This window comes from Embleya scabrispora (assembly GCF_002024165.1).
Taxonomy (GTDB): domain Bacteria; phylum Actinomycetota; class Actinomycetes; order Streptomycetales; family Streptomycetaceae; genus Embleya; species Embleya scabrispora_A.
Genome location: NZ_MWQN01000001.1, coordinates 5,422,568 through 5,447,290, shown reverse-complemented (window position 1 = coordinate 5,447,290; position 24,723 = coordinate 5,422,568). Strand labels below are relative to the sequence as shown.

24 protein-coding genes are annotated in these 24,723 nt (G+C 72.7%); 13 read left to right on the top strand and 11 right to left on the bottom strand.

The window, feature by feature from the left end; all coding sequences use genetic code 11:
* Positions 1-31: 31 nt before the first annotated feature.
* The 3 genes from B4N89_RS24070 to B4N89_RS24060 all read left to right on the top strand — a co-directional run bounded on the left by B4N89_RS24070 (position 32) and on the right by B4N89_RS24060 (position 3,530).
* Positions 32-1,168, top strand: a complete 1,137-nt coding sequence (locus B4N89_RS24070) for a sensor histidine kinase (protein WP_235618753.1) — start codon at positions 32-34, stop codon at positions 1,166-1,168.
* Entirely contained in the window at positions 1,165-1,815 is a 651-nt protein-coding gene (locus tag B4N89_RS24065) for a response regulator (RefSeq protein ID WP_078977888.1), read from the top strand. The genes B4N89_RS24070 and B4N89_RS24065 overlap by 4 nt, the downstream gene beginning before the upstream one ends.
* A gap of 326 nt (positions 1,816-2,141) precedes the next feature.
* Complete coding sequence (locus B4N89_RS24060) at positions 2,142-3,530, top strand: TerD family protein (RefSeq protein ID WP_078977887.1); 1,389 nt, start codon at positions 2,142-2,144, stop codon at positions 3,528-3,530.
* Between the two features lie 22 nt (positions 3,531-3,552).
* Here the strand turns inward: B4N89_RS24060 and B4N89_RS49925 are convergent, their stop codons facing one another.
* Together B4N89_RS49925 and B4N89_RS24050 are read right to left on the bottom strand one after the other, a co-directional pair.
* Entirely contained in the window at positions 3,553-4,272 is a 720-nt protein-coding gene (locus tag B4N89_RS49925; RefSeq protein WP_078977886.1) for a hypothetical protein, read from the bottom strand.
* A gap of 51 nt (positions 4,273-4,323) precedes the next feature.
* Positions 4,324-4,950: a TetR/AcrR family transcriptional regulator gene (locus B4N89_RS24050; RefSeq protein ID WP_078979585.1), complete on the bottom strand. Its 627-nt coding sequence runs from the start codon at positions 4,948-4,950 to the stop codon at positions 4,324-4,326.
* Positions 4,951-5,130: 180 nt separating this feature from the next.
* Here B4N89_RS24050 and B4N89_RS24045 point away from each other — a divergent pair, with 180 nt between their 5' ends.
* Together B4N89_RS24045 and B4N89_RS24040 are read left to right on the top strand one after the other, a co-directional pair.
* Positions 5,131-5,442 carry a 4a-hydroxytetrahydrobiopterin dehydratase gene (locus tag B4N89_RS24045; protein ID WP_078977885.1) on the top strand — a complete coding sequence of 104 codons (312 nt, stop codon included), beginning with the start codon at positions 5,131-5,133 and terminating at the stop codon, positions 5,440-5,442.
* A 227-nt stretch (positions 5,443-5,669) separates the two neighbouring features.
* Positions 5,670-6,197 carry a hypothetical protein gene (locus B4N89_RS24040; protein WP_078977884.1) on the top strand — a complete coding sequence of 176 codons (528 nt, stop codon included), beginning with the start codon at positions 5,670-5,672 and terminating at the stop codon, positions 6,195-6,197.
* Positions 6,198-6,242: 45 nt separating this feature from the next.
* On the opposite strand, the gene B4N89_RS24035 is transcribed toward B4N89_RS24040, so the two are convergent.
* Together B4N89_RS24035 and B4N89_RS24030 are read right to left on the bottom strand one after the other, a co-directional pair.
* Positions 6,243-7,277 carry an agmatine deiminase family protein gene (locus tag B4N89_RS24035; RefSeq protein ID WP_078977883.1) on the bottom strand — a complete coding sequence of 345 codons (1,035 nt, stop codon included), beginning with the start codon at positions 7,275-7,277 and terminating at the stop codon, positions 6,243-6,245.
* Positions 7,278-7,786: 509 nt separating this feature from the next.
* The gene (locus tag B4N89_RS24030; protein ID WP_078977882.1) at positions 7,787-8,404 is read right to left on the bottom strand and encodes a TetR/AcrR family transcriptional regulator C-terminal domain-containing protein; all 618 of its coding nucleotides are present in this window, start codon (positions 8,402-8,404) and stop codon (positions 7,787-7,789) included.
* Positions 8,405-8,557: 153 nt separating this feature from the next.
* On the opposite strand from B4N89_RS24030, the gene B4N89_RS24025 reads away from it, so the two are divergent.
* Positions 8,558-10,102 carry an APC family permease gene (locus B4N89_RS24025; RefSeq protein ID WP_078977881.1) on the top strand — a complete coding sequence of 515 codons (1,545 nt, stop codon included), beginning with the start codon at positions 8,558-8,560 and terminating at the stop codon, positions 10,100-10,102.
* A complete protein-coding gene (locus tag B4N89_RS24020; protein ID WP_078977880.1) occupies positions 10,099-11,700 on the top strand; it encodes an amidohydrolase in 1,602 nt (533 codons plus the stop codon). Before B4N89_RS24025 ends, B4N89_RS24020 begins: the two co-directional genes overlap by 4 nt.
* 104 nt (positions 11,701-11,804) lie before the next feature.
* On the opposite strand, the gene B4N89_RS24015 is transcribed toward B4N89_RS24020, so the two are convergent.
* The gene (locus B4N89_RS24015) at positions 11,805-12,314 is read right to left on the bottom strand and encodes an inorganic diphosphatase (RefSeq protein WP_078977879.1); all 510 of its coding nucleotides are present in this window, start codon (positions 12,312-12,314) and stop codon (positions 11,805-11,807) included.
* A gap of 243 nt (positions 12,315-12,557) precedes the next feature.
* Between B4N89_RS24015 and B4N89_RS24010 the strand changes: the two genes are divergently transcribed.
* Together B4N89_RS24010 and B4N89_RS24005 are read left to right on the top strand one after the other, a co-directional pair.
* Positions 12,558-13,340 (top strand): enoyl-CoA hydratase/isomerase family protein, encoded by a 783-nt coding sequence (locus B4N89_RS24010; RefSeq protein WP_078977878.1) that lies wholly within the window; start codon positions 12,558-12,560, stop codon positions 13,338-13,340.
* Positions 13,341-13,468: 128 nt separating this feature from the next.
* Positions 13,469-14,935 carry an amino acid permease gene (locus tag B4N89_RS24005; RefSeq protein WP_078977877.1) on the top strand — a complete coding sequence of 489 codons (1,467 nt, stop codon included), beginning with the start codon at positions 13,469-13,471 and terminating at the stop codon, positions 14,933-14,935.
* A 45-nt stretch (positions 14,936-14,980) separates the two neighbouring features.
* Here B4N89_RS24005 and B4N89_RS24000 read toward each other — a convergent pair whose 3' ends face one another.
* A complete protein-coding gene (locus tag B4N89_RS24000) occupies positions 14,981-15,976 on the bottom strand; it encodes a DUF5996 family protein (RefSeq protein WP_078977876.1) in 996 nt (331 codons plus the stop codon).
* Between the two features lie 154 nt (positions 15,977-16,130).
* Between B4N89_RS24000 and B4N89_RS23995 the strand changes: the two genes are divergently transcribed.
* Positions 16,131-17,357, top strand: coding sequence for an FAD-dependent monooxygenase (locus B4N89_RS23995; protein ID WP_078977875.1), 1,227 nt, complete (start codon positions 16,131-16,133; stop codon positions 17,355-17,357).
* A 128-nt stretch (positions 17,358-17,485) separates the two neighbouring features.
* Here the strand turns inward: B4N89_RS23995 and B4N89_RS23990 are convergent, their stop codons facing one another.
* The gene (locus B4N89_RS23990) at positions 17,486-18,466 is read right to left on the bottom strand and encodes a zinc-binding dehydrogenase (protein ID WP_078977874.1); all 981 of its coding nucleotides are present in this window, start codon (positions 18,464-18,466) and stop codon (positions 17,486-17,488) included.
* A 191-nt stretch (positions 18,467-18,657) separates the two neighbouring features.
* On the opposite strand from B4N89_RS23990, the gene B4N89_RS23985 reads away from it, so the two are divergent.
* Both B4N89_RS23985 and B4N89_RS23980 read left to right on the top strand, forming a co-directional pair.
* Positions 18,658-19,374 (top strand): DNA alkylation repair protein, encoded by a 717-nt coding sequence (locus tag B4N89_RS23985; protein ID WP_078977873.1) that lies wholly within the window; start codon positions 18,658-18,660, stop codon positions 19,372-19,374.
* A gap of 75 nt (positions 19,375-19,449) precedes the next feature.
* A complete protein-coding gene (locus B4N89_RS23980; protein ID WP_235618752.1) occupies positions 19,450-20,151 on the top strand; it encodes a peptidase E in 702 nt (233 codons plus the stop codon).
* Positions 20,152-20,245: 94 nt separating this feature from the next.
* Here the strand turns inward: B4N89_RS23980 and lysA are convergent, their stop codons facing one another.
* The 4 genes from lysA to B4N89_RS23960 all read right to left on the bottom strand — a co-directional run bounded on the left by lysA (position 20,246) and on the right by B4N89_RS23960 (position 23,999).
* Positions 20,246-21,565, bottom strand: a complete 1,320-nt coding sequence (gene lysA, locus B4N89_RS23975; protein ID WP_078977872.1) for a diaminopimelate decarboxylase — start codon at positions 21,563-21,565, stop codon at positions 20,246-20,248.
* Between the two features lie 37 nt (positions 21,566-21,602).
* A complete protein-coding gene (locus tag B4N89_RS50780) occupies positions 21,603-21,881 on the bottom strand; it encodes an SAV_915 family protein (protein WP_078977871.1) in 279 nt (92 codons plus the stop codon).
* A gap of 291 nt (positions 21,882-22,172) precedes the next feature.
* Positions 22,173-22,985: an aldose epimerase gene (locus B4N89_RS23965; RefSeq protein ID WP_078977870.1), complete on the bottom strand. Its 813-nt coding sequence runs from the start codon at positions 22,983-22,985 to the stop codon at positions 22,173-22,175.
* Between the two features lie 54 nt (positions 22,986-23,039).
* Positions 23,040-23,999, bottom strand: a complete 960-nt coding sequence (locus B4N89_RS23960; protein WP_078977869.1) for a hypothetical protein — start codon at positions 23,997-23,999, stop codon at positions 23,040-23,042.
* 259 nt (positions 24,000-24,258) lie between these two features.
* Between B4N89_RS23960 and B4N89_RS23955 the strand changes: the two genes are divergently transcribed.
* Positions 24,259-24,687, top strand: a complete 429-nt coding sequence (locus B4N89_RS23955) for an SRPBCC family protein (RefSeq protein WP_078977868.1) — start codon at positions 24,259-24,261, stop codon at positions 24,685-24,687.
* Positions 24,688-24,723: the final 36 nt, after the last annotated feature.

The following is a 24,723-nucleotide window of genomic DNA, read 5'->3' as shown; positions in this document are numbered from 1 at the left end:
ATCCGCTCCCGGGGCCGGTTACCGTGACCGGGTGAGCATCCGCGCCTGGTGGGCGAGTCGCCGCTCGTTCGGGTTCGACGTGCTGGTCGCGGCGATCGCCGTCGCCCTGGGACTGACGCTGCGCATGGGGCGCGGCGCCGGCCTGATCGGCTGGCCGTACCTGCACCAGGCGAGTGCGGTGCTGAGCGGCGCGCTGCTGCTGTACCGCAGACGTGCGCCGTTCGGTGCGGGCGCCGCGATCTGCGCGGTGGGTCTGGTGTATCCGACCCACGCGCTCTACTTCGCGGCCTATGCGGCGGGAGCCTGTGTCGAGGACCGACGGCGCGCGTGGGGGCTCATCGGGGGGCTCGTGGTGGCGGCCACACGACCGTGGAGCCGGCCGGCGCCGCTGGACGTCGTCGCCGCCGCGAGCCTCGCGCTGGTCCCGGTCCTGCTCGGCCTCTACGTGGCCGCGCGCCGCCGACTGCGCGCGGATCGGGCCGAACAGGTGGTTCGGGAGCGCGAGTTGGGCTTCGAACGGGTGCGGCTGGAGGAACGGGCCCGGATCGCGGGCGAGATGCACGACGTGATCACCCACCGGGTCAGCCTGATGGTGCTCCAGGCGGGCGCGCTGCGCACCCGCGCCCGGGACGAGGACGTACGGGCGTCGGCGGAGGAGTTGCGCCTGGTGGGCTGCAAGGCGCTGGAGGAGTTGCGCGGGCTGGTCGCGGTGAGCCGATCGGAGCGGCAGATGGGCTCGGTGGTGGTCGGCCCGCGCGCGGTGCTCGACGTATCGGATCTGGTGGCCGGTTCGCGCTCGGCGGGCATCCCGGTCGACCTGGTCACGCTCGGCGAGCCGCACCCGACCTCGCCGGTGGTCGGCCGGGCCGCCTACCGGGTGGTCCAGGAGGCGCTGACCAACGTGCACAAACACGCGCCGGGGGCGGGGGTGGACATCCGCCTGCACTACGTGGGCGACGAGGTCCGGATCACCGTGCGAAACTCGGCTCCCACCCGGGCGGTCGACGTCGCCCTGGGGTCGGGCGGCAGCGGCCTGCTCGGTCTGCGCAAGCGGGTCGAGTTGGTGGCCGGGACGTTGCGCACCCGTCCGCTGCCCGACGGCGGCTACGAGTTGCTGGCCACACTGCCCGCCGGCGCCCCGACCACGACCACCGGAGAGCCCGTATGATCCGCGTCCTGCTCGTCGACGACGAGCGTATGGTGTGCGCCCACCTGCGCACGATTCTCGGCGTAGCCGACGACATCGAGGTGATCGGCGAGGCGTACGACGGCGCCGAGGCGGTCGAGTCGGTCCTGCGCCATCGGCCCGACCTGGTCCTGATGGACCTGCACATGCCGGGCGTGGACGGCCTGACCGCCATCGAACAGATCGTCGACCTGCCCGGCGCGCCCAGGGTGATCGTGCTGACCACGTTCGGACTGGAGCAGTACATCCTGCGCGTCCTGCACGCGGGCGCGGCCGGCTTCCTGCTCAAGGACACCCCGCCGGAGGACCTGATCGGCCTGGTCCGGGTGGCCATGGACGGCCACACCGTCCTGTCCCCGGCGGTGACCCGCGACCTGGTGACCGCCTCCTCCGGCCGCAACGCCGCGCGCGAACGCGCCGCCCTGGCCGTCGCGTCCCTGACCGAACGCGAGGTCGAGGTGCTGACCTGCATCGGAGAGGGCCTGTCCAACGCCCAAACAGCCGAGCGCCTGTTCCTCAGCGAAACCACCGTAAAAAGCTACGTCTCCCGAATGCTCACCAAACTCGCCTGCGCCAACCGCACCCAGGCGGGCCTACTCGCGTATGACGCCGGGCTGATCCGCCGCTAGCGGCGGGGAGCCGGAGCAGAGGGAGCGCGCGGCGGGCGCGCGGGCGGCCCGGAGGTCGGGAGCCGGCGGCGGGCGACAGGTGGGTGGGCGGCGGTTGAGGGCTGTCGGTGAGTAGGCGCCCGGCATGCGGGTTTTGGTGCTGCCGGGTGTGGTGGCGGGTGCCGGGGACGGGTGGCCGGGGGCGTGCGTCGGGGTGGTTGGGGAGCGCAACGCTTGGGGTTGGGGGTCGGGTTGGGGGGCTCTGGTTGGTTCGGTGCGGTGGGGGCCCGGCGTCGGTAATCTCGTACCGGCCGGCCCGGTGGGGTCCGTGAACCGGAGGGGTGCGCATGTCGGTGACGCTCTCGAAGGGTGGCAACTGCCCGCTGGCGGTGGCCGCCGTGGTGGTGGAGGTCGCCTTCACGGCGCCGGTGGACGTATCGGCGCTGCTGCTCGCCGGGGCCGGAAAGGTGCGCTCCGACGCCGACTTCGTCTTCTACAACCAGCCGAACGGACCCGGCGTCCGGTATCTGGCGGCCGGCCCCGGCCGACCGGCCGCGGTGCACGTGGACACCACCGCGGTGCCGGCCGACGTACAGACGATCATGGTGACGCTGAGCCTGGACGGCGGCCCGGGCGCACCGGTCACCTTCGGCGGCACCACCCCGCCCACCGCGACCGTGCGCGACCCGTCCGGAGAGGCGCTGGTCACGTTCACCCCGCACGGCCTGGGCCGGGAGACGGCGCTGGTGCTGCTGGAGCTGTACCGGCGCGGCGGCGTATGGAAGGTGCGCGCGGTCGGCCAGGGCTACGCCAATGGACTCGCGGGCATCGCCACCGACTTCGGCGTCTCGGTCGACGACGACCCGGCCCCGCCGCCCACCCGCCCGCAACCGGCGACGCCGAGCCGCCCCGAACCGGCCGGAAACGCGGACGTACCACCCGCCCGCCCCGAGGCCCCGGCGTACGACGACACCCCGACTCCGCCGGTCGCCCCGCTGCTTCCACACGAGCCGCCCCGGCCCGCGCCGATCCCACCGCCGATCCCACGCCGCCCGATGACGACGCGGCCCACGCCGCCGGCCCCGACTCCCGTCGAGGCCCGCACCGCCCCGCTGCCCACCGGCACCACCACCCGCACCGGCACCGGCGCCGCCGCCCCGATCAACCTCGACAAGGGTCGGGTCAGCCTGCGCAAGGACCAGTCGGTGTCGTTGGTCAAGACCGGCGCACCGCCGCTGACCCGGGTGCGCATGGGACTGGGCTGGGACCCGGCCAAGTCCGGCGGCAGCATCGACCTCGACGCCTCCTGCATCGCCTTCGACGCGCACGGCAAAAAGGTGGTCGCGGTCTGGTTCATGAAACTGTCCGGCCTGGGCGGCGCGATCCGGCACACCGGCGACAACCTGACCGGCGAGGGCGAGGGCGACGACGAGTCGATCGTGGTCTGCCTGGATGCACTCCCGCCGCACGTCACCGGCCTCGTCTTCACCGTGAACTCGTTCCTGGGGCAGAAGTTCACCGAGGTCTCGCGCGCCTTCTGCCGCCTGGTCGACGACACCACCGACACCGAACTGGTGCGCTTCGAGTTGTCCGGCTCCGAGCCGCGCACGGGTGTGCTGATGTGCAAGCTGGTCCGCGAGGGACCGATCTGGACGATGACCGCGCTGGGCCGATTCGCCGACGGCCGCACGGTACGCAAGCTGGTGGACCCGGCCCGCGAGGCGCTGGGGCTCTGACCGACGGCGGCCGGGCCGAGCCTCAATCCGGGCACCGTTCGCCGTACTTCACCACGCCCACCCCCACCGTGTCCGGCACCGGCTGCCCCTCGGCCGGTCGCTGGGTACAGACGACCCAGTGCGTCTCGATCAGCACCGGCCGCCCGCCGCCGAGGTCGTCCACGTCGACGTGGGCCGCACCGCGCAGACCGCGCCGCACGACGATGACGCTGCGCCCGACCAGGTTCGGCATCCGGCCGTCGACCACCTTGGGCTCGGTGGTCGGCGCCGCGCCGGTGGGGCACTTCTCATCGTGCCGAACCACGCCCAACTCGACCCGGAGTCCCTTGTCCAGCGGCCCCGGATCGGGACTCTGGTCACACACCTTCCAACTGCTGAAGATGAACTGCCGCCGCCCCCGCCCGCTCGCGTCGTGCGAGGTGACGAACCGGTAGCCGGCCCGGCGCGCGCCGTCCCACGCCTCCTGCAGGTCGGCGCCGACCAGGTCGGGCAGCACATTCCTCGGCGCGGACGAGAGCTTCGTCGCCCGAGGGCTCGCGGGCGCAGCGTGGGTCGGAACCGCCGGAGCCGGGGCGCTCGAAGCCGGGGCGCTCGGGGACACCGGAGCGCCGACCGGTGCCCCCTCGGCCGTCGCCGGACCGGTCCCGGCCGGCCCGTCGCGATGGGCCAGGCCCACGGCCACCAGCACGGCCAAGACCGTGCCGAGCACCGCGAGCAGCTTCGGGTTCCGCCACCACTTCATCCGTCCACGATGCGACCGGGCCGCGCCGGACAGGAGGAATTCGGCCTCCGATCACCTGTCCGTGTGGTTCGTACCGGGCTCCGCACCCGGCTCGGCGGCCGGATCGACGCCCGCCTCACGTACCGCGAACCCGATCGCCTGCCGAACCATCTCGGCCCGCGACGGACCGGGCGCGCCGATCACGATCCGCGTGGCCAGCCCGTCGAGCAGCGCGTGCAGGCGCAACACGTACCCGTCGGGGTCCGGGTGCGGCGCGATCATCGCCCGCAGATCCGCGATCCACGGGCCCTCGATCTCCGCGCTCGCGGCCGACACGTCCGGGTCGGCCAGGGAGCGCGTCCACACCTCCAGCCACAACGTCCAGCGCGGGTCGGCGCGCTCGTCGGGCAGGTACAGGTCGATGTAGCCGGCCAGCCGCTCGGCGCGCGGCACCCCGGTCGCACCGAGCAGGGCCCGTCGCCGCTCGGCGAATCCCTGTTCGCTCCAGCGCAGGGTCTCGACCAGGAGTTGTTCCTTGGACCCGAAGTAATAGGCGACGTGGCCGCCGCTGATCCCGATCCGCTTGCCCAGGCCCGCCATGGTCAGCTGCGCCAGCCCGTGCTCGGCGATCGCGTCCATCGCGGCCTGGAGCACCACCTCCCTGGGCTGCTCCAGCCGTTTGCGCCGTGTCCCCGCCATGCTCAGCACCCCTGGTTCGTTCGACGGCGGACCCCGCCTGCCGCCATGTTAGAACGTCGTTCAATACCGCGCCCGGCGAACCGACGCCGCCATACTGGCGGAAGCCGATGACGCGACCGGAACCGGTTCCCGGCCCGCGACCCCGGCCGTCCGCGCCCATCTCCGACGAGAGGACCCACCGTGGCACCCCAGCCGCTCACCGACGCCGAACTGACCAAGGCCCTCGCCGACCTCCCGGGTTGGCAGGTCACCGACGGGGAACTGACCGCGACGTACACCTGCGCCCGCGCCGATGTCCCCGCCTTCTACGCGACCGTCGCCGCCGCCGAGGACCAGGCGAACCACCACGCCCGGATCACCATCCTCTACGGCACCCTGACCTTCGCCCTGACCACCCACGACGCCGGCAACCGAATCACGGCCACCGACACGGAATTCGCCGGCCGGATCGCCGCCTTCGCCACCGCACACGGCGCGACGCCCAAGTCCTGACCCGACCACCCGGCGGGGGCGGGAGGGTCAGGGCCGAGGGGCCGGGATCGACCCGCCACGGGTGGCTCGGCCCGGAACCTCGAACCGCTCCCCTCCGCTCCGATCCCGCCCTTGCCCGGTCTCTTTCCTCCCCCACCCGGTCCGCCCGCCCGCCGGGCCACGCAGCCTTCATCCCGCGCTTCCCGGTCGTTCATCCGCGCGTCCCGCACGCCGCCTAGCCTCCGACCATGAGCACCGACGCACCGGCGTCCCACCCCGTCACGGCCTCCCTTCGCGGGTGGCTCCTCCCGTTCGCCGGAGCGACCTCGGCGGGCTGGCTGATCGGGACATACGCGATCCGGGCCGCCGCCCTGGGCTCGTGCGACGACTTCGGCCGACGCGGCTGCACCGGTGACGACTTCGGGCCGTCCCTGATCGGCCTGTCCGGCCTGCTGCTGCTGCTCGCGCTGATCGCGGGCGCGGTCGCCGCCGGTGCCGGTCGGCGCGGCATACCCGCCTTCGCGGGCGCCCTCCTCTACGCGGGCGGGATAGCGGCGCTCGCCGCACTCATCGAACCCGCGACCGACGCCGGCTGGTACATACCGACCGCCACCACCGTCGCCCTGGCCGTACTCCTGCTCACCCTGGCCGCGTTCGGCGCCGGCGAGCGCGGCCGACCCGTCACCGCCCCGATCCCGAAGCCGGCCGAACCACCCGCCGTGCCGGGCGAATCAGCGGCCGCCCCCGGCAACACACCACCGCTGCCAGGGCGTTGACCCCCCGCCGGCCGCCCGCCGACCGGACACCCGCCACCGTGCCCGTCAGGCCCTCGGCTGCTGCTGCGTGATGCAGTGGATGCCGCCGCCGTTGGCGAAGATGTCCCGGGCGTCCACGAGTTCGATGGCGCGGCCGGGGAAGAGCTTGCCGAAGGTCGCCGCGTTCTCCTCGTCCCGCGGGTCGTCGAACGCGCACAGGATCACCGCGCCGTTGGCCACGTAGTGGTTGATGTAGCTGAAGTCGACCCAGTCGTCGTGGGCTTCGAGCACGGTCGGCGCCGGGATCTCCACCACCTCGAGGGATCGCCCCTCGGCGTCGGTGGCCGCGCGCAGCAGAGCCGCGTTCTCCTTGCCCACCTCGTGGTCCGGGTGCGCCGGATCGGGCTGCACGTGGACGAGGACCAGGCCCGGTCGAGCGAACGACGCGACGATGTCGATGTGGCCTCGCGTGCCGTACAGGCCGTAGTCGCGGGTGAGTCCGCGCGGCAGCCAGATCACCTTCCGCACCCCGAGGAACGCCTTCAACTCGGCCTCGACCTGCTCCTTGGTCCACCCGGGGTTGCGGCCCTCGTCGAGTTGCACGGTCTCGGTGATCAGCACCGTTCCCTCGCCGTCGACGTGGATCCCGCCACCCTCGTTGACCATCCGCGACGCGTAACGGCGGACGCCGGCCGCCTCGATCACATGCTCCGCGATGTGTCGGTCGTGCTCCCACGAGGCCCACTCCTGGGCGCCCCACCCGTTGAACACCCAGTCGGCGGCGGCGATGCCACCTCGGCCGTCGGTCAGGAAGGTTGGCCCGATATCGCGCATCCACGCGTCGTCGAGCGGCCTCTCCAGCACGGTGAGCGGCCGGTCGACGTAGCGCGCCACGGTGTCCGACTCGCCCAGGTCGGTGATCAGCGTGACCGGCTCGTAGCGGGCGATCGTCCCGGCCACCCGGCCCCACGCGGCGCGCGCGGTGTGCAGGTCCTCCTCGGCGAAGGTCTCGTTGCGGCTGGGCCAGGCCATCCAGGTGCGCTCGTGCGGCACCCACTCCGCCGGCATCGAAAAGCCGTCGGCGACAGGGGTGTTCGTCATCTCACCACTTCTTTCGTCGGGAGCCGCGTGTCCTTCGGCCGCTACGAGCGCCATGGGCACCACAGGAGCCCACACGGACCTCCGTATTGAATGCCGTTCAATCCGAATTGAACGGCATTCAATACACCACTGTCAACGCCCCCCACCCAACGCCGACACCATGACTCCGCCCCGTCCACCCCGACCGGCGCGCGACGGGAAGCAGGTGGCGGGACCGGCGGGAGCCGGGACCGGCGGGAGCCGGGTGGCCGGCCCGGCGGGCGGCGGACCGGCGGGCGGCGGGTGGCGGGTGGCGGGAGCGGCAGGCGGCGGACCGGCGAGCGGCGGGTGGCGGGTGGCGGGTGGCCGGAGCGGCAGGCGGCGGACCGACGGGCGACGGGAGGCCGGAACGGCAGACGGCGGACCGACGGGCGACGGGAGGCCGGAACGGCAGACGGCGGACCGACGGGCGACGGGCGACGGGAGGCCGGAGCGGCAGGCGGCGGACCGACGGGTGGCTGGTGGCGTGGTCAGGGCTTCAGGCGGGACGCGAGCCCGTCCAGGAGAAGGCGCAGGCCCCTCTCGAAGCCGCGGGCGTTGAGGGTGTCGCGGTCTCCGGCGGTCAGAGCGCGGGCCAGTGACGGGTAATCGGCCCGGTACTCCTCGGCCGACCGCGCGAAGCCCTCCTCGTACGTCTCGATCACCGAGCCGACCACCAGGTAGTCGAGTGCCGCCGAGAATTCGGCCGCCTCGGCCGGGGGGAGGCCGATGCGGATCAGCGTGCGAACGACGGCGTCATAGGCCGACAGGGCCTCCTCCGTGGACACCGGCCGGCGGGCGATCACCGGGAGCGCGTCGGGGTGGCGCAGGAACGCGGCGCGGTAGCCGCGGGCGAATGCGGTGATGCCGACCCGCCAGTCCGGGTCGTCCAGCGGGGCGCGGTCTATCTCCCTCGTGATCACCACGGTGATCGCGTCGAGCAATTCCTCCTTCGACGACACGTGGTTGTACAACGACGGCCCCCGCACGTTCAAGCGGGTGGCCAGCGCCCGCATGGTGAGCGCGCCCATGCCGTGCTCGTCGACCAGGTCCACCGCCGCGCGGGCGATCAGTTCCCGGTCGAGTTTGGGGCGGTTGGGTCGACCCATCGTGCGCTCACCTCGTGCCGTTCGCGAGCGCCGTCGTCGGTCACTCCGCGTGGCCAACCTAGCCGGAATCCACCTCTTCCCCTACACCCGGCCGGGGGCTATGGTCCTCAAACTAACTTAGTAAGTTTTATTCGCTCCCGCTGCGAGGTCCCGATGAACCACGGCACTTCTCGCCCACCGATCCCCACCGGCAAAGCGCCCGACCACGACGCCGCACGGCTCGGCGAACTGGGCTACGAGCAGGAGCTCAAGCGCAGTCTCGGCGTGCTGGGCAACCTCGCCATCGGCTTCGCGACGGTCTCCCCCGTGGTGGGCCTGTACGCGGTCGTCCAGGTCGGCGCCACCGTCGCCGGCCCCGCGTGGGTGTGGGTGCTCCTGGTCGCGCTGCTCGGCCAGGCGCTGCTGATGTGCGTGTACTCCGAGTTGGCCTCGCAGTATCCGATCGCCGGCGGCGCCTACCAGTGGGCCCGTCGTCTGCTCGGGCCCACCTACGCGTGGCTCGCGGGATGGGTGGCGCTGTGCGCGGTGGTGTTCGCCAACACCACGATCGTCTATCTGGGCGCACCCTGGTTCTTCGCCCTGTTCGACGCCGAGCCCACACCCGGCCGGATCGTCGCGGTGGCCGCGATATTCCTGCTCTGCTGTACCGCCGTCAACGCGCTCGGCATCGACGTGCTGCGCCTGGTACTCGCCGCCGGCATCGCGGCCGAGGCGGTGGCCTCGCTCGGGGTGGGTCTGGCGCTGCTCCTGCTCTTCCGGGAGAACGGCTTCGGCATCCTCACCGAGACGATGGGCGCACAGTCCCTGTCCGGGGGCTCGACCCTCTCGGCCCTGCTCACCGTGCTCGCGGTCGGCGGCTGGGCGTTCATCGGCTTCGACGCGTGTGTGGCCTCCTCCGAGGAGACCAGGGACGCCGCCCGGCAGGTACCCCGCGCGATCTGGTGGACGCTGACCAGCGTCGGCGGCCTGGTCGTACTCAACGCCGTCGCCGTGCAGTTGGCCCATCCCGACCCGGCCGCGGTGGTGCACGGCGAGGACCTGGACCCGGTCACCACCGCGGTGGTGAACTCGTTCGGCTCGTGGTCGGCCAAGCCTTTCGTGGTGGTGGTGATCATCGCCTTCGTCGCATGCGCGCTCGCCTCCCAGGCGTCCGCCGCGCGCGCGGTGTACTCGGTCTCCCGCGACGACGTACTGCCCGCCTCCCGCGCACTGCGCAGGATCAACCGGCGGCAGGCCCCCGTGGGCGCGCTGCTGATCACCTCCGCGATCAGCTGCTCTGCCCTGCTCCTCGCGCTGGACAGCTCCGCGATCGGCAGCCTGATCACCTTCGGCAGCGCCGCCATCTACCTCCAGTTCCTGCTGATCGCGCTGGCCGCGCTGATCGCCCGACTGCGCGGCACCTGGACGCCCGCCGGCCTGGTCCGGCTCGGCCGGTGGGGCACCCCGCTGAACGTGCTCGCCGTCGCCTGGCTGGCCTTCGAATTCGTCAACATCGCCTGGCCGCGCAGAATCCTCGCGCCGCCGGACGCCCCCGCCTACCAGGTGTGGGCCGCCGTCATCGGCATCGCCATCGTGGTCGGCACCGGCGTGCTGTACCTGCTGATCAAGCGCCCCCAGGACAAGGTGCGGGTCGGCGCGAGCTTCGCCGACGGCGGCACCGACCCCGAACCCTCGACCCCCGTGGAGAGCACCGCATGACCACCGCCGACCTCGTCATCCCCGACGCGCACGTACTGACCATGGATCGGGACCGGCCGGTCACGGACGCGATCGCCGTCCGGGACGGGGTGATCGTCGCGCTCGGCGCCGACGCCCGGGCGCTGATCGGCCCGCGTACCGAGGTGCTCGAGGCGATCGCACACACCGTCACCCCCGGCCTGACGGATTGTCACCAGCACTCCGTGATGGGCGCCGGCAGCACTCGCGGGGCCGACCTGGTCGGCGCCGTCACCCTGGCCGAGGTACAGCGCCGCCTCGCCGAACAGGCCGCGCCGTGCGGTCCGAACGACTGGGTGGTCGGCTTCGGCGGCGAGTACGCGGCATTCGCCGGCCGGGCCATCCACCGCGACCTGATCGACGCCGCCGTGGACGGTCGGCCCGCGTTCATCTGGATGTCGGACAGCCACACCGCGCTGCTGAGCACGGCCGCGCTGCGCCTGGCCGGGCTGACCGGGCCGCGCGAGTTCGCCGACCGGAGCGAGATCGTCTGCGACGAGCGCGGTCCGACCGGCGAGTTGCACGAGATGACCGCGTGCTTCCTGGGCTACCGCGCGGTACCGCCGATGCCGCGCGGCGAGATGTCGGCCCGGGTCGAGGAGTTGTTCGCCGAGCAGAACCGACACGGGGTCACCGGCGTACACATCCTGGACGACGCGCCGGGCACCGTCGACACGCTCGCCGAGCTGGACGCGGAGCGGCGGCTGAGCATGCGGGTCCACCTCGCGCCGTGGTGTCCGCCGGGCGAGGTGGACAACCTGGCGCAGCGGATCGGCGAACTGCGGTCCCTGGGCGGGCCGGACGGGCTGGTCAAGCTCGCCGCGATCAAGTTCTTCGCCGACGGGGCGATCGACGGCGGCGGCGCGTGGCTGCACGAGCCGGACTGCTGCGGCCAGTCGCACCGGTCCCAGTGGAAGGACTTCGACCGGTACGCCGAAGCGGTCGCCATCGCCGCCCACGCGGGCCTGCCGGCGTGGACACACGCGATCGGCGACCGGGCGGTGGCCCGCGCCCTGGACGTCTACGCCGAGCACGCCGCGCCGTTCGGTACCCGGCATCGCATCGAGCACGCCGAGGTGCTGAGCGACGCCGACGTGCCGCGCTTCGCCGCGCTGGACGTGGTGGCGTCGATGCAACCGACGCACATGGACTGGTCGTTGCCCGACCAATCCGACAACTGGTCGCGCCGGGTGGGCCCGGAGCGGGCGGCCAAGGCCTGGCGCTGCGCGGACATCCTGGCCGCCGGCGGGCACGTCGCGCTCGGCTCGGACTGGCCGGTGGCCGCGTTCGACCCGCGACGCACCCTGGCCGGCGCCCAACTGCGCCGACCCGCGGGCGAGATCGGCCGCGCGGCGTACGGGGCCTCGGTCGGCCTCACCGCCCGTCAGGCCCTGGCCGGCTACACCACGCAGGCGGCCTACGCGGCGGGCGAGGAGAGGACGGCCGGCCGGATCGCCGTCGGCTGCCGGGCCGACCTGACCGTATTCGGCGGCGACCCGCTGACCTGCCCTCCCGACGACCTACCGGAACTCCCCGTCACCGCGACGGTGGTCGCGGGCCGCGTCGTACACCGGGCGTAGCTCCCCAACCCGGGGGAAGCACCCGAAGCACCCGACGCAAGTTCACCCGCCCACGCCGCCGACCCGGTCCGACCGCCCCCGGTCGGGCCGGATCGGCGGCGCTCTCAACGCCCCTCGAACGCCCACTCCCCCGCGTCCAGTTCGCGCCGCTCATACGCCGCCACGATCTCCTTCTCCGCGGCGTCGCGCCCCTCCCAGTGCGAGCCCTCCACCGATTTGCCGCGTTCGAGGTCCTTGTACACCTCGAAGAAGTGCGCGATCTCGTTCAATTGGAAGGCCGGGACATCGGCGATGTCCTGTATCGCGTGTCGCCGCGGATCACGGGCGGGTACACACAACACCTTCTCGTCCGGCCCCTTCTCGTCGCTCATCACGAACATCCCGACCGTGCGGCAGCGAATCAGACAGCCCGGAAAGGTCGGTTCGTCCAGCAGCACCAGCACGTCGAGCGGGCCGCCGTCGCTGCCCAGGGTGCGATGTACGAAGCCGTAGTCGGCGGGATAGGCGGTGGACGTGAACAACATGCGGTCGAGCCTGATGCGTCCCGTGCGGCGATCCATCTCGTACTTGTTCCGACTGCCCGCAGGAATTTCCACAACGACGTCGAACTCCACGACGGCTCCTTAGCGGCTATGGATCAAGACCCGATATGCGCGGCATTCCGTATTCCCGACGTACCGTTCGAGGACTTTCCCACGCCACCGGGCCGTTACGCACGTGAAGCACGGGACAACCGACCCATTCGAAGTGCCGCGACCACCCGATCGCCGAGACACTTGACTCGGTCAACTAAGTAAGGTTTCCTGTCCATCGAACCCCAGAGCGCATCCACCCCACCCCCACCACCAGGAGCAGCCGTGATCCGGATCGAGGACGCCGACCGCGTCCGGACTCTCACCCTCGACCGCCCCGAGGCGCTGAACGCGTTCAACGAGGCGCTGTACGACGCGACCGCCGACGCGCTGATCGACGCCGCCGCCGATCCCGCGGTAGCCGTCGTGGTGCTCACCGGCGCGGGTCGGGCCTTCTCGGCGGGAACCGACCTGATCGAGATGGCGCAACTCAACAGCGGCACCAAGGTCAAGGGCCGGCACGGCTTCGGCGGCATGGTCGATCGCATCCAGGCGTTTCCCAAGCCGTTGCTGGTCGCGGTCAACGGACTCGGGCTCGGCATCGGGGCGACCGTCCTGGGCTTCGCGGATCTCGCCTTCATGGCCGATACCGCCCGGCTCAAGTGCCCGTTCACCTCGCTCGCGGTCGCGCCGGAGGCGGGCAGCAGCGTGACCTTTCCGCAGTTGATCGGCCGGCAGAACGCGATGTGGGCGCTGCTGAGCAGCGAGTGGCTGAGCGCCGCCGAGTGCCTGGAGATGGGTCTGGTGTTCAAGGTCTGCCCGGCCGACGAGCTGATGGCGGTGACCATGCGGCATGCCCGGATCCTGGCCGCCAAGTCGATCCCGTCGCTGATCGAGGCCAAGCGCACCGTGCTGGACGGCCTCGGGGACAGCGTCGCCCAAGCCCGCCGCCGCGAGGACGCGGCCTTCGGCCGACTGCTCGGCAGCCCCGCCAACATCGAGGCGCTGACCGCCTTCGCCGAACGCCGCGAGCCCGACTTCGCCGCGATCGACGCCCGGGAGGGGTGAGCGGCGACCCCGGGGCCGGGGCGGGCACTCGAACATCGGGGGGTTGTCCGGGTTTGCCGGGGGCGATGTGGGCTAGGCCATACTGACCGTCCGCACGCCCGTTCCCGTCCCCAGGATCAGCGCCACCCATGAGCAACCCAGACACCCCGGACATCTCGGGCACCGCAGGCACCTCGGGCACCCCGGGCGAGGCCGGCCCCGCCCCGGCCCACTCCGCCGCAGGCACCCACCACCTCGGCCATGCCCTCAAGCCCCGCCACATGACCATGCTCGCGCTCGGCGGCGCCATCGGCGCGGGCCTGTTCGTCGGCACCGGCGCCGGCATCCACACCGCCGGCCCCGGCATCCTGATCTCCTACGCGCTGGCCTCGGTGCTGGTGTTGCTGGTGATGCGGATGCTCGGCGAGATGGCCGCGGCCGTCCCGCGCAGCGGCTCGTTCTCCGAGTACGCGGGAGCCGCGTTCGGCCGGTGGGCCGGCTTCACCGTCGGCTGGCTGTACTGGTGGATGGTCACCATCGTGCTCGCCGTCGAGGCGTCGGGAGCGGCGGCGATCGCGCACGGGTGGGCGCCGGGCGTACCGATCTGGGCGTTCTCGCTGCTGATCATGCTGGTGTTCACCGGCGCGAACCTGCTCACGGTGCGCTCGTTCGGCGAGACCGAGTTCTGGTTCGCGACGGTGAAGGTCGTGACCATCGTCGGTTTCCTGGTGCTGGGCGTGCTGGCCATCGTGGGGTGGCTGCCGGACACCGACGCGCCGGGGCTCGACAACCTCACCGGCAACGGCGGCTTCCTGCCCAACGGCTGGGACGGGGTGATCGCCGGCCTGCTCGCGGTCGCCTTCTCCTTCGGCGGCCTGGAGATCGTCACCATCGCCGCCGCGGAGTCGGACGACCCCGCCCGCAACGTGGCCCGCGCCGTGCGTACCGCGGTCTGGCGCATCCTGCTCTTCTACATCGGCTCGGTGGCGATCATCGCCACGCTGCTCCCGTGGAACTCGGACCGGCTGGGCAGCCCGTACGTGTCCGTCCTGGAGGACATCGGCATCGCGGGCGCGGCCCACGTGATGGACGTCGTGGTGTTCACCGCGCTGCTGTCCGCGCTGAACTCGATGTTGTACGGCGCGTCCCGGATGGCCTTCTCGCTGTCCCGGCGCGGCGAGGGTCCGCGCGGGTTGTCCCGGGTGGCCGGCAACGGGGTGCCGCGGACGGCCGTGCTGGCCTCCTCGGCGTTCGGCTTCCTCGCCGCGCTGCTCAACGTGTGGTGGCCCGAGCAGGTGTTCAAACACCTGTTGAACTCGGTCGGCGCGATGTTGCTCTTCGTCTGGTTCGCCATCGCCGCCGCGCAACTGGTGTTGCGTCGGCGGATGGAGCGCGAGGATCCGGAGCGGCTGCTCATCCGGATGTGGGGCTTCCCGTATCTGACCTGGTTCGTGATGCTCGCGCTCGCGGCGGTGTCGATCCTGATGTTGTTCGACGCCGACGCCCGGCCGCAGCTGTTGTCCTCGGTCGTGGTGGTGGCCGTGGTCCTCGGCTTCGCCCTGGTCCGCGAGGCGCGTCGGCGCGATCTGCGCAGGCGGGCCGAGGGCCGCTTTTGAACCGACGAGCCGATGAGCCGATGAGCCGACCCGCGGCGCGGAGGCTCAGACGCCGGCCCGCGCCAGCGCGTGCAGCTGCTCACCGGTCGGGCACCAGTTGGAGCGCAGCTCGTCGGTCGGCCAGCCGGCGAGCGTCGCGCTCGCGGCGAAGTTGGACTGGAGGTAGCCGAGCAGGGTGCGGCGCGGGTCCTCGGCCCGGCGGACCACGTCGTATTCCAGCGTGGAGCGCGAGCCGTCCGGCAACCAGACCGCCTCGCGCGGGGACAGCCGCTGCCGCTCGACGCCGGCGGGCTTGGGCGCGGCGTAGGAGTAGTAGGCGGGGTAGGTCACGGTCGGATCGCCCGCCCAGAAGCCGAACGAGATCACCTCGTGCGAGTACGCCTCGGCGGTGACGGGGTCCACCCCGCTCATCGGCGGCTCGACCCGCTTGCCGGAGAACCGGGTGAGCGCGAGGTCGAACGAGTGCCAGAAGAGCTGGACCGGTGAGCTCTTGCCGTCGAACCAGCCCATGAACTCCTCGAACACGTCCGCCGACCAGGTCAGGACGCGCCAGAACCGCTGCGCGTACTCGGCCCGATAGGCGCAGTGCCCGGTGTCCTCGCGAAACGGCGTGGTCAGGTGCGGCACTCCGAAGGGCTTCTCCAGCAGTGGCACGTCGATCCCGAGGTCGGCGAGTACGCCGTGGACGGCGACGTCGAACGCGGCCACGCTCAGCCCGTCCACGAGCGCGATCTCGCGCACCTCGCCGCGATCGGTACGAAAGACCACACGATGGTCGAGGAAGTCGAACGCGATGTCGAACGCGATCCCGGCCACGCTCAACCGGCGGGTGGTCAGACCACGGGCGTCCACCGTGAAGGTGATGTTCCACCAGTGGTTCTGCGGGTGGCTCGCGGCCAACTTCACCTTGCCCACGATCTGCGCGAACAGGTGCAGCGTGTCCAGGGTGTCCGCCCACGCCGCATAAGGGAGTTCGGGAAGCTCCGGACGGGGTCGGGGGGATCCGGTGGGGTTCGCGCGGTTGCTCGAAGCGAAGGCCATGGGTCGATTCTCGCCGCCCGATGCACCCCGCGTCCCGTTATGTTCCGCCGTCCGGGCCCGTGAACACGGTTCGGCGCCACCCCCCGAACGGGCGAGTGCGGTCGACGCGTACCCTGCGTGCGACAACATCCCTTCCACCTGTACAGGGGCACTCGTGCGCGTTGTCGTCGCCGGAGCCGGCATCGGTGGGCTGGCCACCGCTCTGAGTCTGCACGCGGCGGGTATCGCCGACGTGACCGTGTACGAGGCGGTCGAGGAGATCCGCCCGCACGGGGTGGGGATCGATCTGCCACCGCCCGCCGTTCGCGAACTGGCCGCGCTGGGCCTGTACGACGACCTCGCCGAGATCTCGGTGGCCACCACCGAACTGGTCCACCACGACCGCTTCGGCGGCCGGATCCACACCGAGCCGCGCGGCCTGGCCGCCGGCCACGCCTGGCCACAACTGTCGGTGCATCGGGGCGAGTTGCAGATGCTCCTGGTGCGCGCCCAACTGGCCTGGTTGGGCCCCGAGTCGCTGCGCACCGGCCTGCGGCTGAGCGGATACGCGCAGACCGCGGCCGGGGTCACGGTCGAACTGACCGACCGGGACGGGAACATCGTCACCGACGAGGCCGACGTGTTGATCGCGGCCGACGGGATCGACTCGGCCGGGCGCGCGCTGATGTATCCGGGCGAGGGGCCGCCGTCCTGGCACGGTCGGGTGCAGTGGCGCGGGATCTCGCCCGCGCCGGACCTGCTCACCGGCCACACCATGATCATCGCCGGGGACGGCGTACAGACCTTCGTCGCACACCCCCTGCGGGCGGCGGAGGGCGACCGGCCCGCGCTGCTGAACTGGCTCGCCGAGCGCCCGTCGGCCGGCCCGCCGCCCGAGCGCGGCGACTGGCAGCGGCCGGCCGAACCGGACACGGTGGTGGGCTATTTCGCCGACTGGGAATTCGACTGGCTGGATGTGCCGGCGGTGATCGCCGACGCGGACGTGGCGTACGAGTACCCGCTGATCGACCGCGAGCCGCTGCCGAGTTGGTCGGACGGGCGGGTGACCCTGCTGGGCGACGCCGCGCACGCGACCTTCCCGAGAGGCGGCCACGGCGCGGCGCAGGCGATCCTGGACGCGGCGGTACTCGCGAGCGAACTGGCCGCCCACGCGGACCCGATCGACGCGCTCGCCCGGTACGAGGAGCGGCGCCGACCGGCGACGACGGCGCTCCAGGCGGCGAATCGTACGCCCGGCCAGGGCATCGTGCTCACGCTCGCGCACGAGCGGGAACCCGAGGGGTTCGCCGACCTCGACGCGGTGATCCCGCCGGAGGAGCGGGCGGAACTCGCGGCGTTGGAGCGGGAGATCGACACGGCGAACCGGGACACATCGGGCTGACCCGCACAACCGCGCCGGCCCGCCGCTCGATCGTCGAACGGCGGGCCGGCGGCGAGGGACGGCCGGTGGCCCCGCGTCGGCGTCGGCGGACCCGCGCCGAGGGGCGGTCGTGCGACGATCGTGCGGCGTCAGGGGATCAGTACGACCTTCCCGACCGTCTGCCGGTCGCTCAGCGCGGTGTGCGCGGCGGCGGCCTCGGCCAGCGCGAACGTGGTCACCGCCGGGGTGAGTTCGCCCGCCGCGGCGGCGGCCAGAGCCTGCTCGGCGAGGGCCTTGATGCCGCCCGGACGGTTCATCATGCGCGGGCCCAGCGGGTTCTCCACGCTCACCCCGGCCGCCTCGGCGACCTCGTCCAGGTCGGCGATGGCCGCGCCCGAGGACCAGCCGTAGGTCACCACCCGACCGCCTCGGCGGACCAGGTCGAGACCGGTGCGGCCGATCTCGCCGCCGACGCTCTCCAGCAGCACCGTCACCGGCCTCTCGCCGAAGCCCTCGCGCACCCGGTCGGCCCAGTCGGCGGCGTTGTAGTCCACCGCGAGGTCGACGCCGATCTTCGCCACCGCCTCGACCTTGGCCGGCCCGCCGGCCGCCCCGATCACCGCCGCGCCGAGCCGGTGTGCGGCCTGGACCAGCAGCGTGCCCAGGCCGCCGGCCGCGGCGGTGACCAGCACCACGTCCTCGGGGCCGATCGCGGCCACCTCCAGGATGCCCATCGCGGTGCGCCCGGTGCCGACCATCGCCACCGCGACCTCGGCCCCGAGGTCGTCGGGCAGGGACAGCAGCGCCTGGTCGTCGACGATCGCGAACTCCGCGTAGCCGCCACCCCGGTTGCCCAGGTGCGCCACCACGCGGCGACCGACCAGGGTCGGATCCACCCCGGCGCCGACCGCGTCCACGGTGCCGGCCACCTCGCGGCCGAGCGTGGTGGGCAACTCCGGCGCCGGGAACGGCCCTTCCACCCGACCCGTGCGCAACATCACGTCGACCAGGTGCACCCCGGCCGCGGCGACCGCGATGCGCACCTCCCCGGGGCCCGGCTCCGGTGTCGCCAGCTCTTCGAAGCGAAGGTTCTCGGCCGGACCGAACTCGTTCAATCGCATCGCGCGCATCGTGCACTCCTGGGTTGTGTGCCGGCCCGTTCGGGACGGGCCGGCGGTGACGGGACCAACGTTGATGGGACCGGAGCACCTTCCCCCGGTCGCGATGCGAGAATTCTCGAACTTCAAGTCGACTTCATGTCAAGCGAAACCGCCCCACCGCGCATCCGCGGACCGTGACCCGCGCCACCTACGGTGGGCCCATGTTCGATCCCGACGAGGCCACCACGGCCCTGCTCACCGACCTCGCCGGCCTCGGCACACCGGCGCGCGCCGAGGCCGAGAAGGCGTATCTCAAGAGCGGTCTCGACTTCCTCGGCGTCACGGTCCCGGTGCTGCGCAAGACGGTGACCGCCGCGACGCGCGCCCGGCCCGCGCCGACCCGGGCCGAACTGCTCGCCTGGGTCGACGCGTTGTGGACCCGGCGGCTGCACGAGAGCCGCTTCGCGGCCATCGAACTGCTGCGGATCCACCTGCGCGTGCTCACCCGCGCCGACCTGCCGCTGATCGAGCGGCTCATCCGGGAGGCGGCCGGCTGGGTGTACGTGGACACGCTCGCGGAGAAGGTCGCGGGGCCGCTGATGGGCCGCACTCCCGCCGACTTCGGCACCGCCGACGCCTGGGCAACCGACACCGACTTCTGGGTCCGCCGCGCGGCGCTGCTCGCCCTGCTGCCCGGCGTCCGGGCCGGCGCACCCGATCTGGTCCGGTTCGACCGCTACGCGGATTCGATGCTGGACGAGAAGGAGTTCTTCGTCCGGAAGGCGATCGGCTGGGTGCTTCGGGAGATCTCGAGGCGGGATCCTGGCTACGTGATCGCGTGGACCGAGGCGCACCGGCCCCGGATGTCCGGGGTGACGTTCCGCGAGGCGGTGCGCCGGCTCCCCGAGGCGGACGCCGCCCGGCTGCGAGCCGGGTGATCGGCGCGCCGGCCCGCGCCCGTACCGGCGGAAAATGCCTCGTCGCGGGCGGTACGCACCCGGCAGGATGAGCCGATGACGACACACCTGGTGGCCATGGGCGGCGGCGGATTCTCGATGAACGACGGGGCGACGGCGCTCGACCGCTACGTCCTGGACCTGACCGGCCGCCCCCGCCCCAACGTGTGCTTCGTACCGACCGCTTCCGGCGACGCCGACAGCTACGTCGAGCGGTTTCGCGACGCGTTCGCCTCCTGGGACTGTGCGGTCGACCACCTGAGCCTGTTCAAGCGCACCGACACCGAACTCGTCGACATACTGGCCGAGTCGGACGTGATCTACGTCGGCGGCGGCTCCACCCTCAACCTGCTCGCGCTGTGGCGCCTGCACGGCCTCGACGCCGCGCTCTCCGCCCGCGCCGCCCGGCGCGACCTGGTGGTGTGCGGACTGAGCGCGGGCGCGCTGTGCTGGTTCGAGGGCGGGATCACCGACTCCTACGGACCCCGGCTGCGCCCGCTCGCCGACGGGCTCGGCTGGGCCCGGGGCAGCGTGTGTCCGCACTACGACGGCGAACCCGGCCGCCGCCCGGCCTACCACGCGGCCGTGGCGGCGGGCACCCTCGCGCCCGGCTACGCGCTGGACGACGGTGCGGCGATCCACCTCGTCGACGGCGAGCCGTACCGGTTCGTGACCGAACTCCCGAAGGCGCGGGCGTACCGCGTCGAGGCGGGCCCGAACGGCGACCGCGAGTCGGAGCTGCCGATGGTCCGGCTCTGACGCGACGGCCGGCCCGGTGCGGACGGACCTCATGACCGGGACCCGTCCGTCGGCCCATCACCCGAGTCGGGCGGGTGGTGACGAGCGGACCGGGCTACTCGGCGACGTCGCGGGCGAGCAGGTCGGCGATGCCCTCGCGGCGCAGCAGCACGCGGGCCCGGCCGTCGCGCACGGCCACCACCGGCGGGCGGCCGACCAGGTTGTAGGTCGAGGCCATCGACTGCTGGTACGCCCCGGCGGCCGGCATCGCGAGCAGGTCGCCGGGGCGCACGTCCTCGGGCAGTTCGACATCGGCGGCCAACACGTCACCCGACTCGCAGTAGCGGCCCACCACGGTGACCTGCCGGGTGCCGGGCGCGCCGGCCCGGCCGACCAGGCGCACGGTGGTGCGCGCGCCGTACAGGGCCGGCCGGGGATTGTCCGCCATGCCGCCGTCCACCGCGACGAACACCCGGTGCGCGGTGCGCTTGACCACCAGCACGCGGTACAGCGCCACCCCGGCCGGCCCGGTGATCGCCCGGCCCGGCTCGACGATCAGGCGCGGCACGGGCAGTTCGTACAGCGCGCACTGCCGGGCCAGCCGGCGGCGCACGTCGATCGCGAACGACTCGATGTCCAGCGCGTGTTCACCGCTCCGGTAGGCGATTGCGTGGCCACCGCCCAGATTCAGCTCGGGCAGTACGATCCCGTGCCGGTCGCGCAGCCCGGCCAGGAACGCGACGAGCGTGCCGACGGCCGCCAGCCAGGGTCGTACCGAGCCGATCTGCGAACCCAGGTGGCAGTGCAGGCCGGTGAGTTCGAGGTGCGGTTGGGCCACCGCCCGCAGCACCGCGTCCTCGGCGTCGCCCCGGGCGATGGACAGGCCGAACTTCTGGTCCTCGCCGCCGGTGCGGATCGCGTGGTGTGCGCCGGCCTCGATCCCGGGCACCACGCGCACCATCACCCGCTGCCGCTGCCGGGGCGCCACCAACGCGGCCAGCCGGGCGATCTCGGCCGGGTTGTCCAGCACGATCCGCCCCACGCCCAGACGCAGCGCCGCGCGCAGTTCGTCGCCGGACTTGGCGTTGCCGTGCAGGATGACCCGCTCCCCGGGCATCCCGGCGAGGGCGGCGAGTTCCAACTCCCCGGCCGAGCAGACGTCGAGCCCGAAGCCCTCCTCGCGCAGCCAGGCGACCAGGCCGCGGCACAGGAACGCCTTGGCCGCGTAGGCGATCTCGACACCGGGCAGCGCGCGGCGATAGGCCCGGCAGGTGTCCCGCACGTGCCGTTCGTCCAGCAGGTACAGCGGCGTCCCGAACCGCTCGGCGAGTTCGGCCGCGGGCAACCCGCCGACCACGAGATCCGCCCCTCGCGGCCGCGTCGAACGAGGCCACAGGCCCGCGTCGAGAACCGGCTCGGCAAGCGATATGGACATGGCAACTCCCTGGTGCGCGTACATGGGTGACGAAGAATCAGGCAGACACGGAAAACACGACGACCACCACCGCACCCGCCCCGGGTCCGGTTTCGGCGGCGCCCGCGTCGGCCGCGGCCGGCTCGCCGCCGTCGGCCTCGCGCCCCGCCTCGTCCCGAGGCCGGTCCACCGGTGGTGCCGAAAGGCCCGGATCGACCAGCATGCGCTCGACGCCGATCTCGTCCGCGAGCGAGCGGGCCGCGCCGGCGCCGAGTCGGATCCACTCCTGCTCGACGCCCAACACCGCCCGCAGCCGCGCCACCGAGGTGAACGCCACCAGGACCCGGGCCCAGGGGGTCTCGGCACAACCGCACCACCCGCGCCCCGGCCTCTGCCCGCACCGGCACGATCACCACGCGCCGAGCGGGGGTCGTAGCAGCGGGTTCCTCGTCGGTGATCAACACGTCCGACACGACAGCCTCCGAAGTCCGGCCCCGCCACCATGCGCGAGCCCTGAATCCGACGCTACGACCACCGCATACCGGGCAACCCCGCCCCTACCGCGCCCTTGATCATCGATGGACCCATGTTGACGCCCCGTTGACACGGGACGCCCGCCGGCGCCCGCTCATACCCCGACGGAAGCCCACGTCCAGGTCGTCGTGGCGATCAGCGGCTCCCCCGGGCGCACCAGGTGCGTGGTGGGCGCGGTCAGCCCGTTGGGCGGGCCGGTCTCCGGCTCCACGCACACGTGGTCCGCGGGCATGTCGTACACCACCGTGTAATCGCAGTCCGACGTCATCCGCAACCGCAGCGCGCCCGGCCAGAGCAGCGTCGCGTCCAGGCCGCCGGGGGTTCCGTAGCAGTCGTCCCGGGGCCCCGGGACGACCGGTATCCGCCGTCCGGTGGGCAGGTAATCCGGGCCGCGCTCCTCCTGCCAGGCGGGTTCGAAGGACAATTCCAGCGGCTCGCCGATCGCCAACCGCCGCCGAAACCACGGATGCCAGCCCGCCTGGGCCGGAAAGGCCTCCGCGTCGGACTCGACCCGCAGCACCGTGGTCAGCCCGTCGGGCCGGATCGTGAAGGTCTGCTCGACCCGTCCCGCGAACGGCCACGGATCGGTCAGCGCCAGCTCGAAGGCCGCCGACCCGGCGTCCCCGGCCACCTGCTTCCACGCCGCCCGATATCCGAGCCCGTGCAGCGCGTGCGGAGGCGCGTCGGCGGGGAACTCGTGGACCGCACCGGCGAATTCGAACCGGGCCCCGCCCATCCGGCCCACCCACGGCACCATCGGATAGCTGCCCCATTCCTCGGGCCGCTCCCCCCGCGTCCGGAGCAGTTCGAGCCCGTGCGCCCGCAGCGAGCCGAGCCGGCACCCGGCGTCCGGCAGAATCCGCGCCTCGGCGCCTTCGGAACGCAACCACACTTCGCCGTCGATCATGCTCGGCAGATTACGCGCAGCGCTCCGGACCCCGTCCCGCCCGCCCCGGCGGCCTCAGATGTACAGGAAGTGCGGCGACAACACGATCACCGACGGTACGAGCAGCGCCGCCGCCGTGAGCACCCGCAACCCCGCCGACGCGACCGGAGCGCCCACCCGGACCCCCGCGACGGCCACCTCGGGGTGTGCCGCGGCGTGCGTCCGGTGCACGATCAGCTCCTCCTGGCGCTGCTGCGGCCACGCGAAGCACGGGCAGAACGGCCCGCCCGCCTGGCCCGGCCCGGACAGCTTGACGATGGCCCGGCGCAGATTGGCCCGCGCGATGGAGCCGCGCACGTCGGCGTCGGCGGCCTTCTCCGACAGTTCGGCCGCGTGGTCGGCCCAGTCGGCGAAGAAGCGCACCCCCGAGTACGCGTCGGCCAACGTGTCGGCGCAGACCATCCATTGCGCGTCGCGCCGGCGCAGGTGCCCGGCCATGTGGGTCAGGACCGCGTTCAGCTCCTCCGGGCGCAGCAGGTCCAACGCCCGGGTGGTGGCCTCCACGCGCGGCGGCCGGGACGGCAGCAGCACCAGGCGCGGCGCCTCGTCCTCGACGATCACCAGGCGCGGCCGGCCGCCGTCCTCCTCGTCGAGCAGCGGCGCGGAGTTCTCCAGCCGGTCCAGCTGCACCCGCAGCGCGCGCCGATAGTCGCGCATCGCGCCCGCGCCCCGGTGCCAGCCGAACGCCACGAGCAGCAGGGCGAGGACCGCGACGGTGATCTGCGCGGGCAGCGGCACGTGCGGCATGCCGATCCCGGGGTCGAATCCGGCCGCGCGCATCGGCGCCTGCCACAGGTCGGGGGTGTAGACGGGGACGGCGAGCGCGAACGAGGCGAGCACCCCGCCCGCGGCGGCCCGCCAGGCACGCTGCACGTGCCGGGGGCTGAAGCCGCTGCGTTCGGCCCGGCGCAGTACGCGCGGGGCGGTCACCAGGATGGCCGCCGCGAAAGCCGTCAGCACAAGTCCGTACAACACGTCCCCGCCGCCCCTTTCCGGCCTCGTCCGTTCGGTGACCCGTCCGGCCCTGCAACGGTTCTAGGCGCCAAGTGGTTTCCGCGTCCAGGAGACAGGCCACATCGGGCGGGTGATTTATTCGGTCGAGACCAACCACCCGGTGGTATTGCGGACCCGCCACGGACCCGGATCGAATCGTGGCCGAAACCACGTCCGACGCGCGCCGAATTGCATCGTCGCACCTCCACGCGCGTAATTTCGAACCGACAGGAGTTCGTTCATGCACGAGTTTTCCCGTTCCGCTGTGATCGCCGCCACACCCGACCGGGTCTGGGCGGTGATCGGCGACTTCGGTGCCCTGGGCGACTGGCACCCGGTGGTGCCGCCGAGCACGATCGAAGGCGGCGGCGACGCCAACACCCCGGGCGCGGTGCGGGCGTTCGCGATCGACGGCGAGGTGCTCTCGCGCGAGGAACTGCTCAGCCACGACGACGCCGCGCACCGGATGAGCTACCGGCTGATCCAGGTGCCACTGGCGGTGACGGACTACGTCGGCACGCTGGCCGTGCACCCGCACCCGGACGGCAGCGAGGTGGTCTGGTCGGCGACCTACGAGGGCGAGCCGGACGTGGTCGAGACGGTGGACGCGGTCTTCGCCGAGGGCACGTACGGAGCGGGCCTGGCGGCACTGCGGGAGCGCTTCGCGTAGGCCCTGTCGGAGGCCGCCCGCAGGCCACGCCGGCCG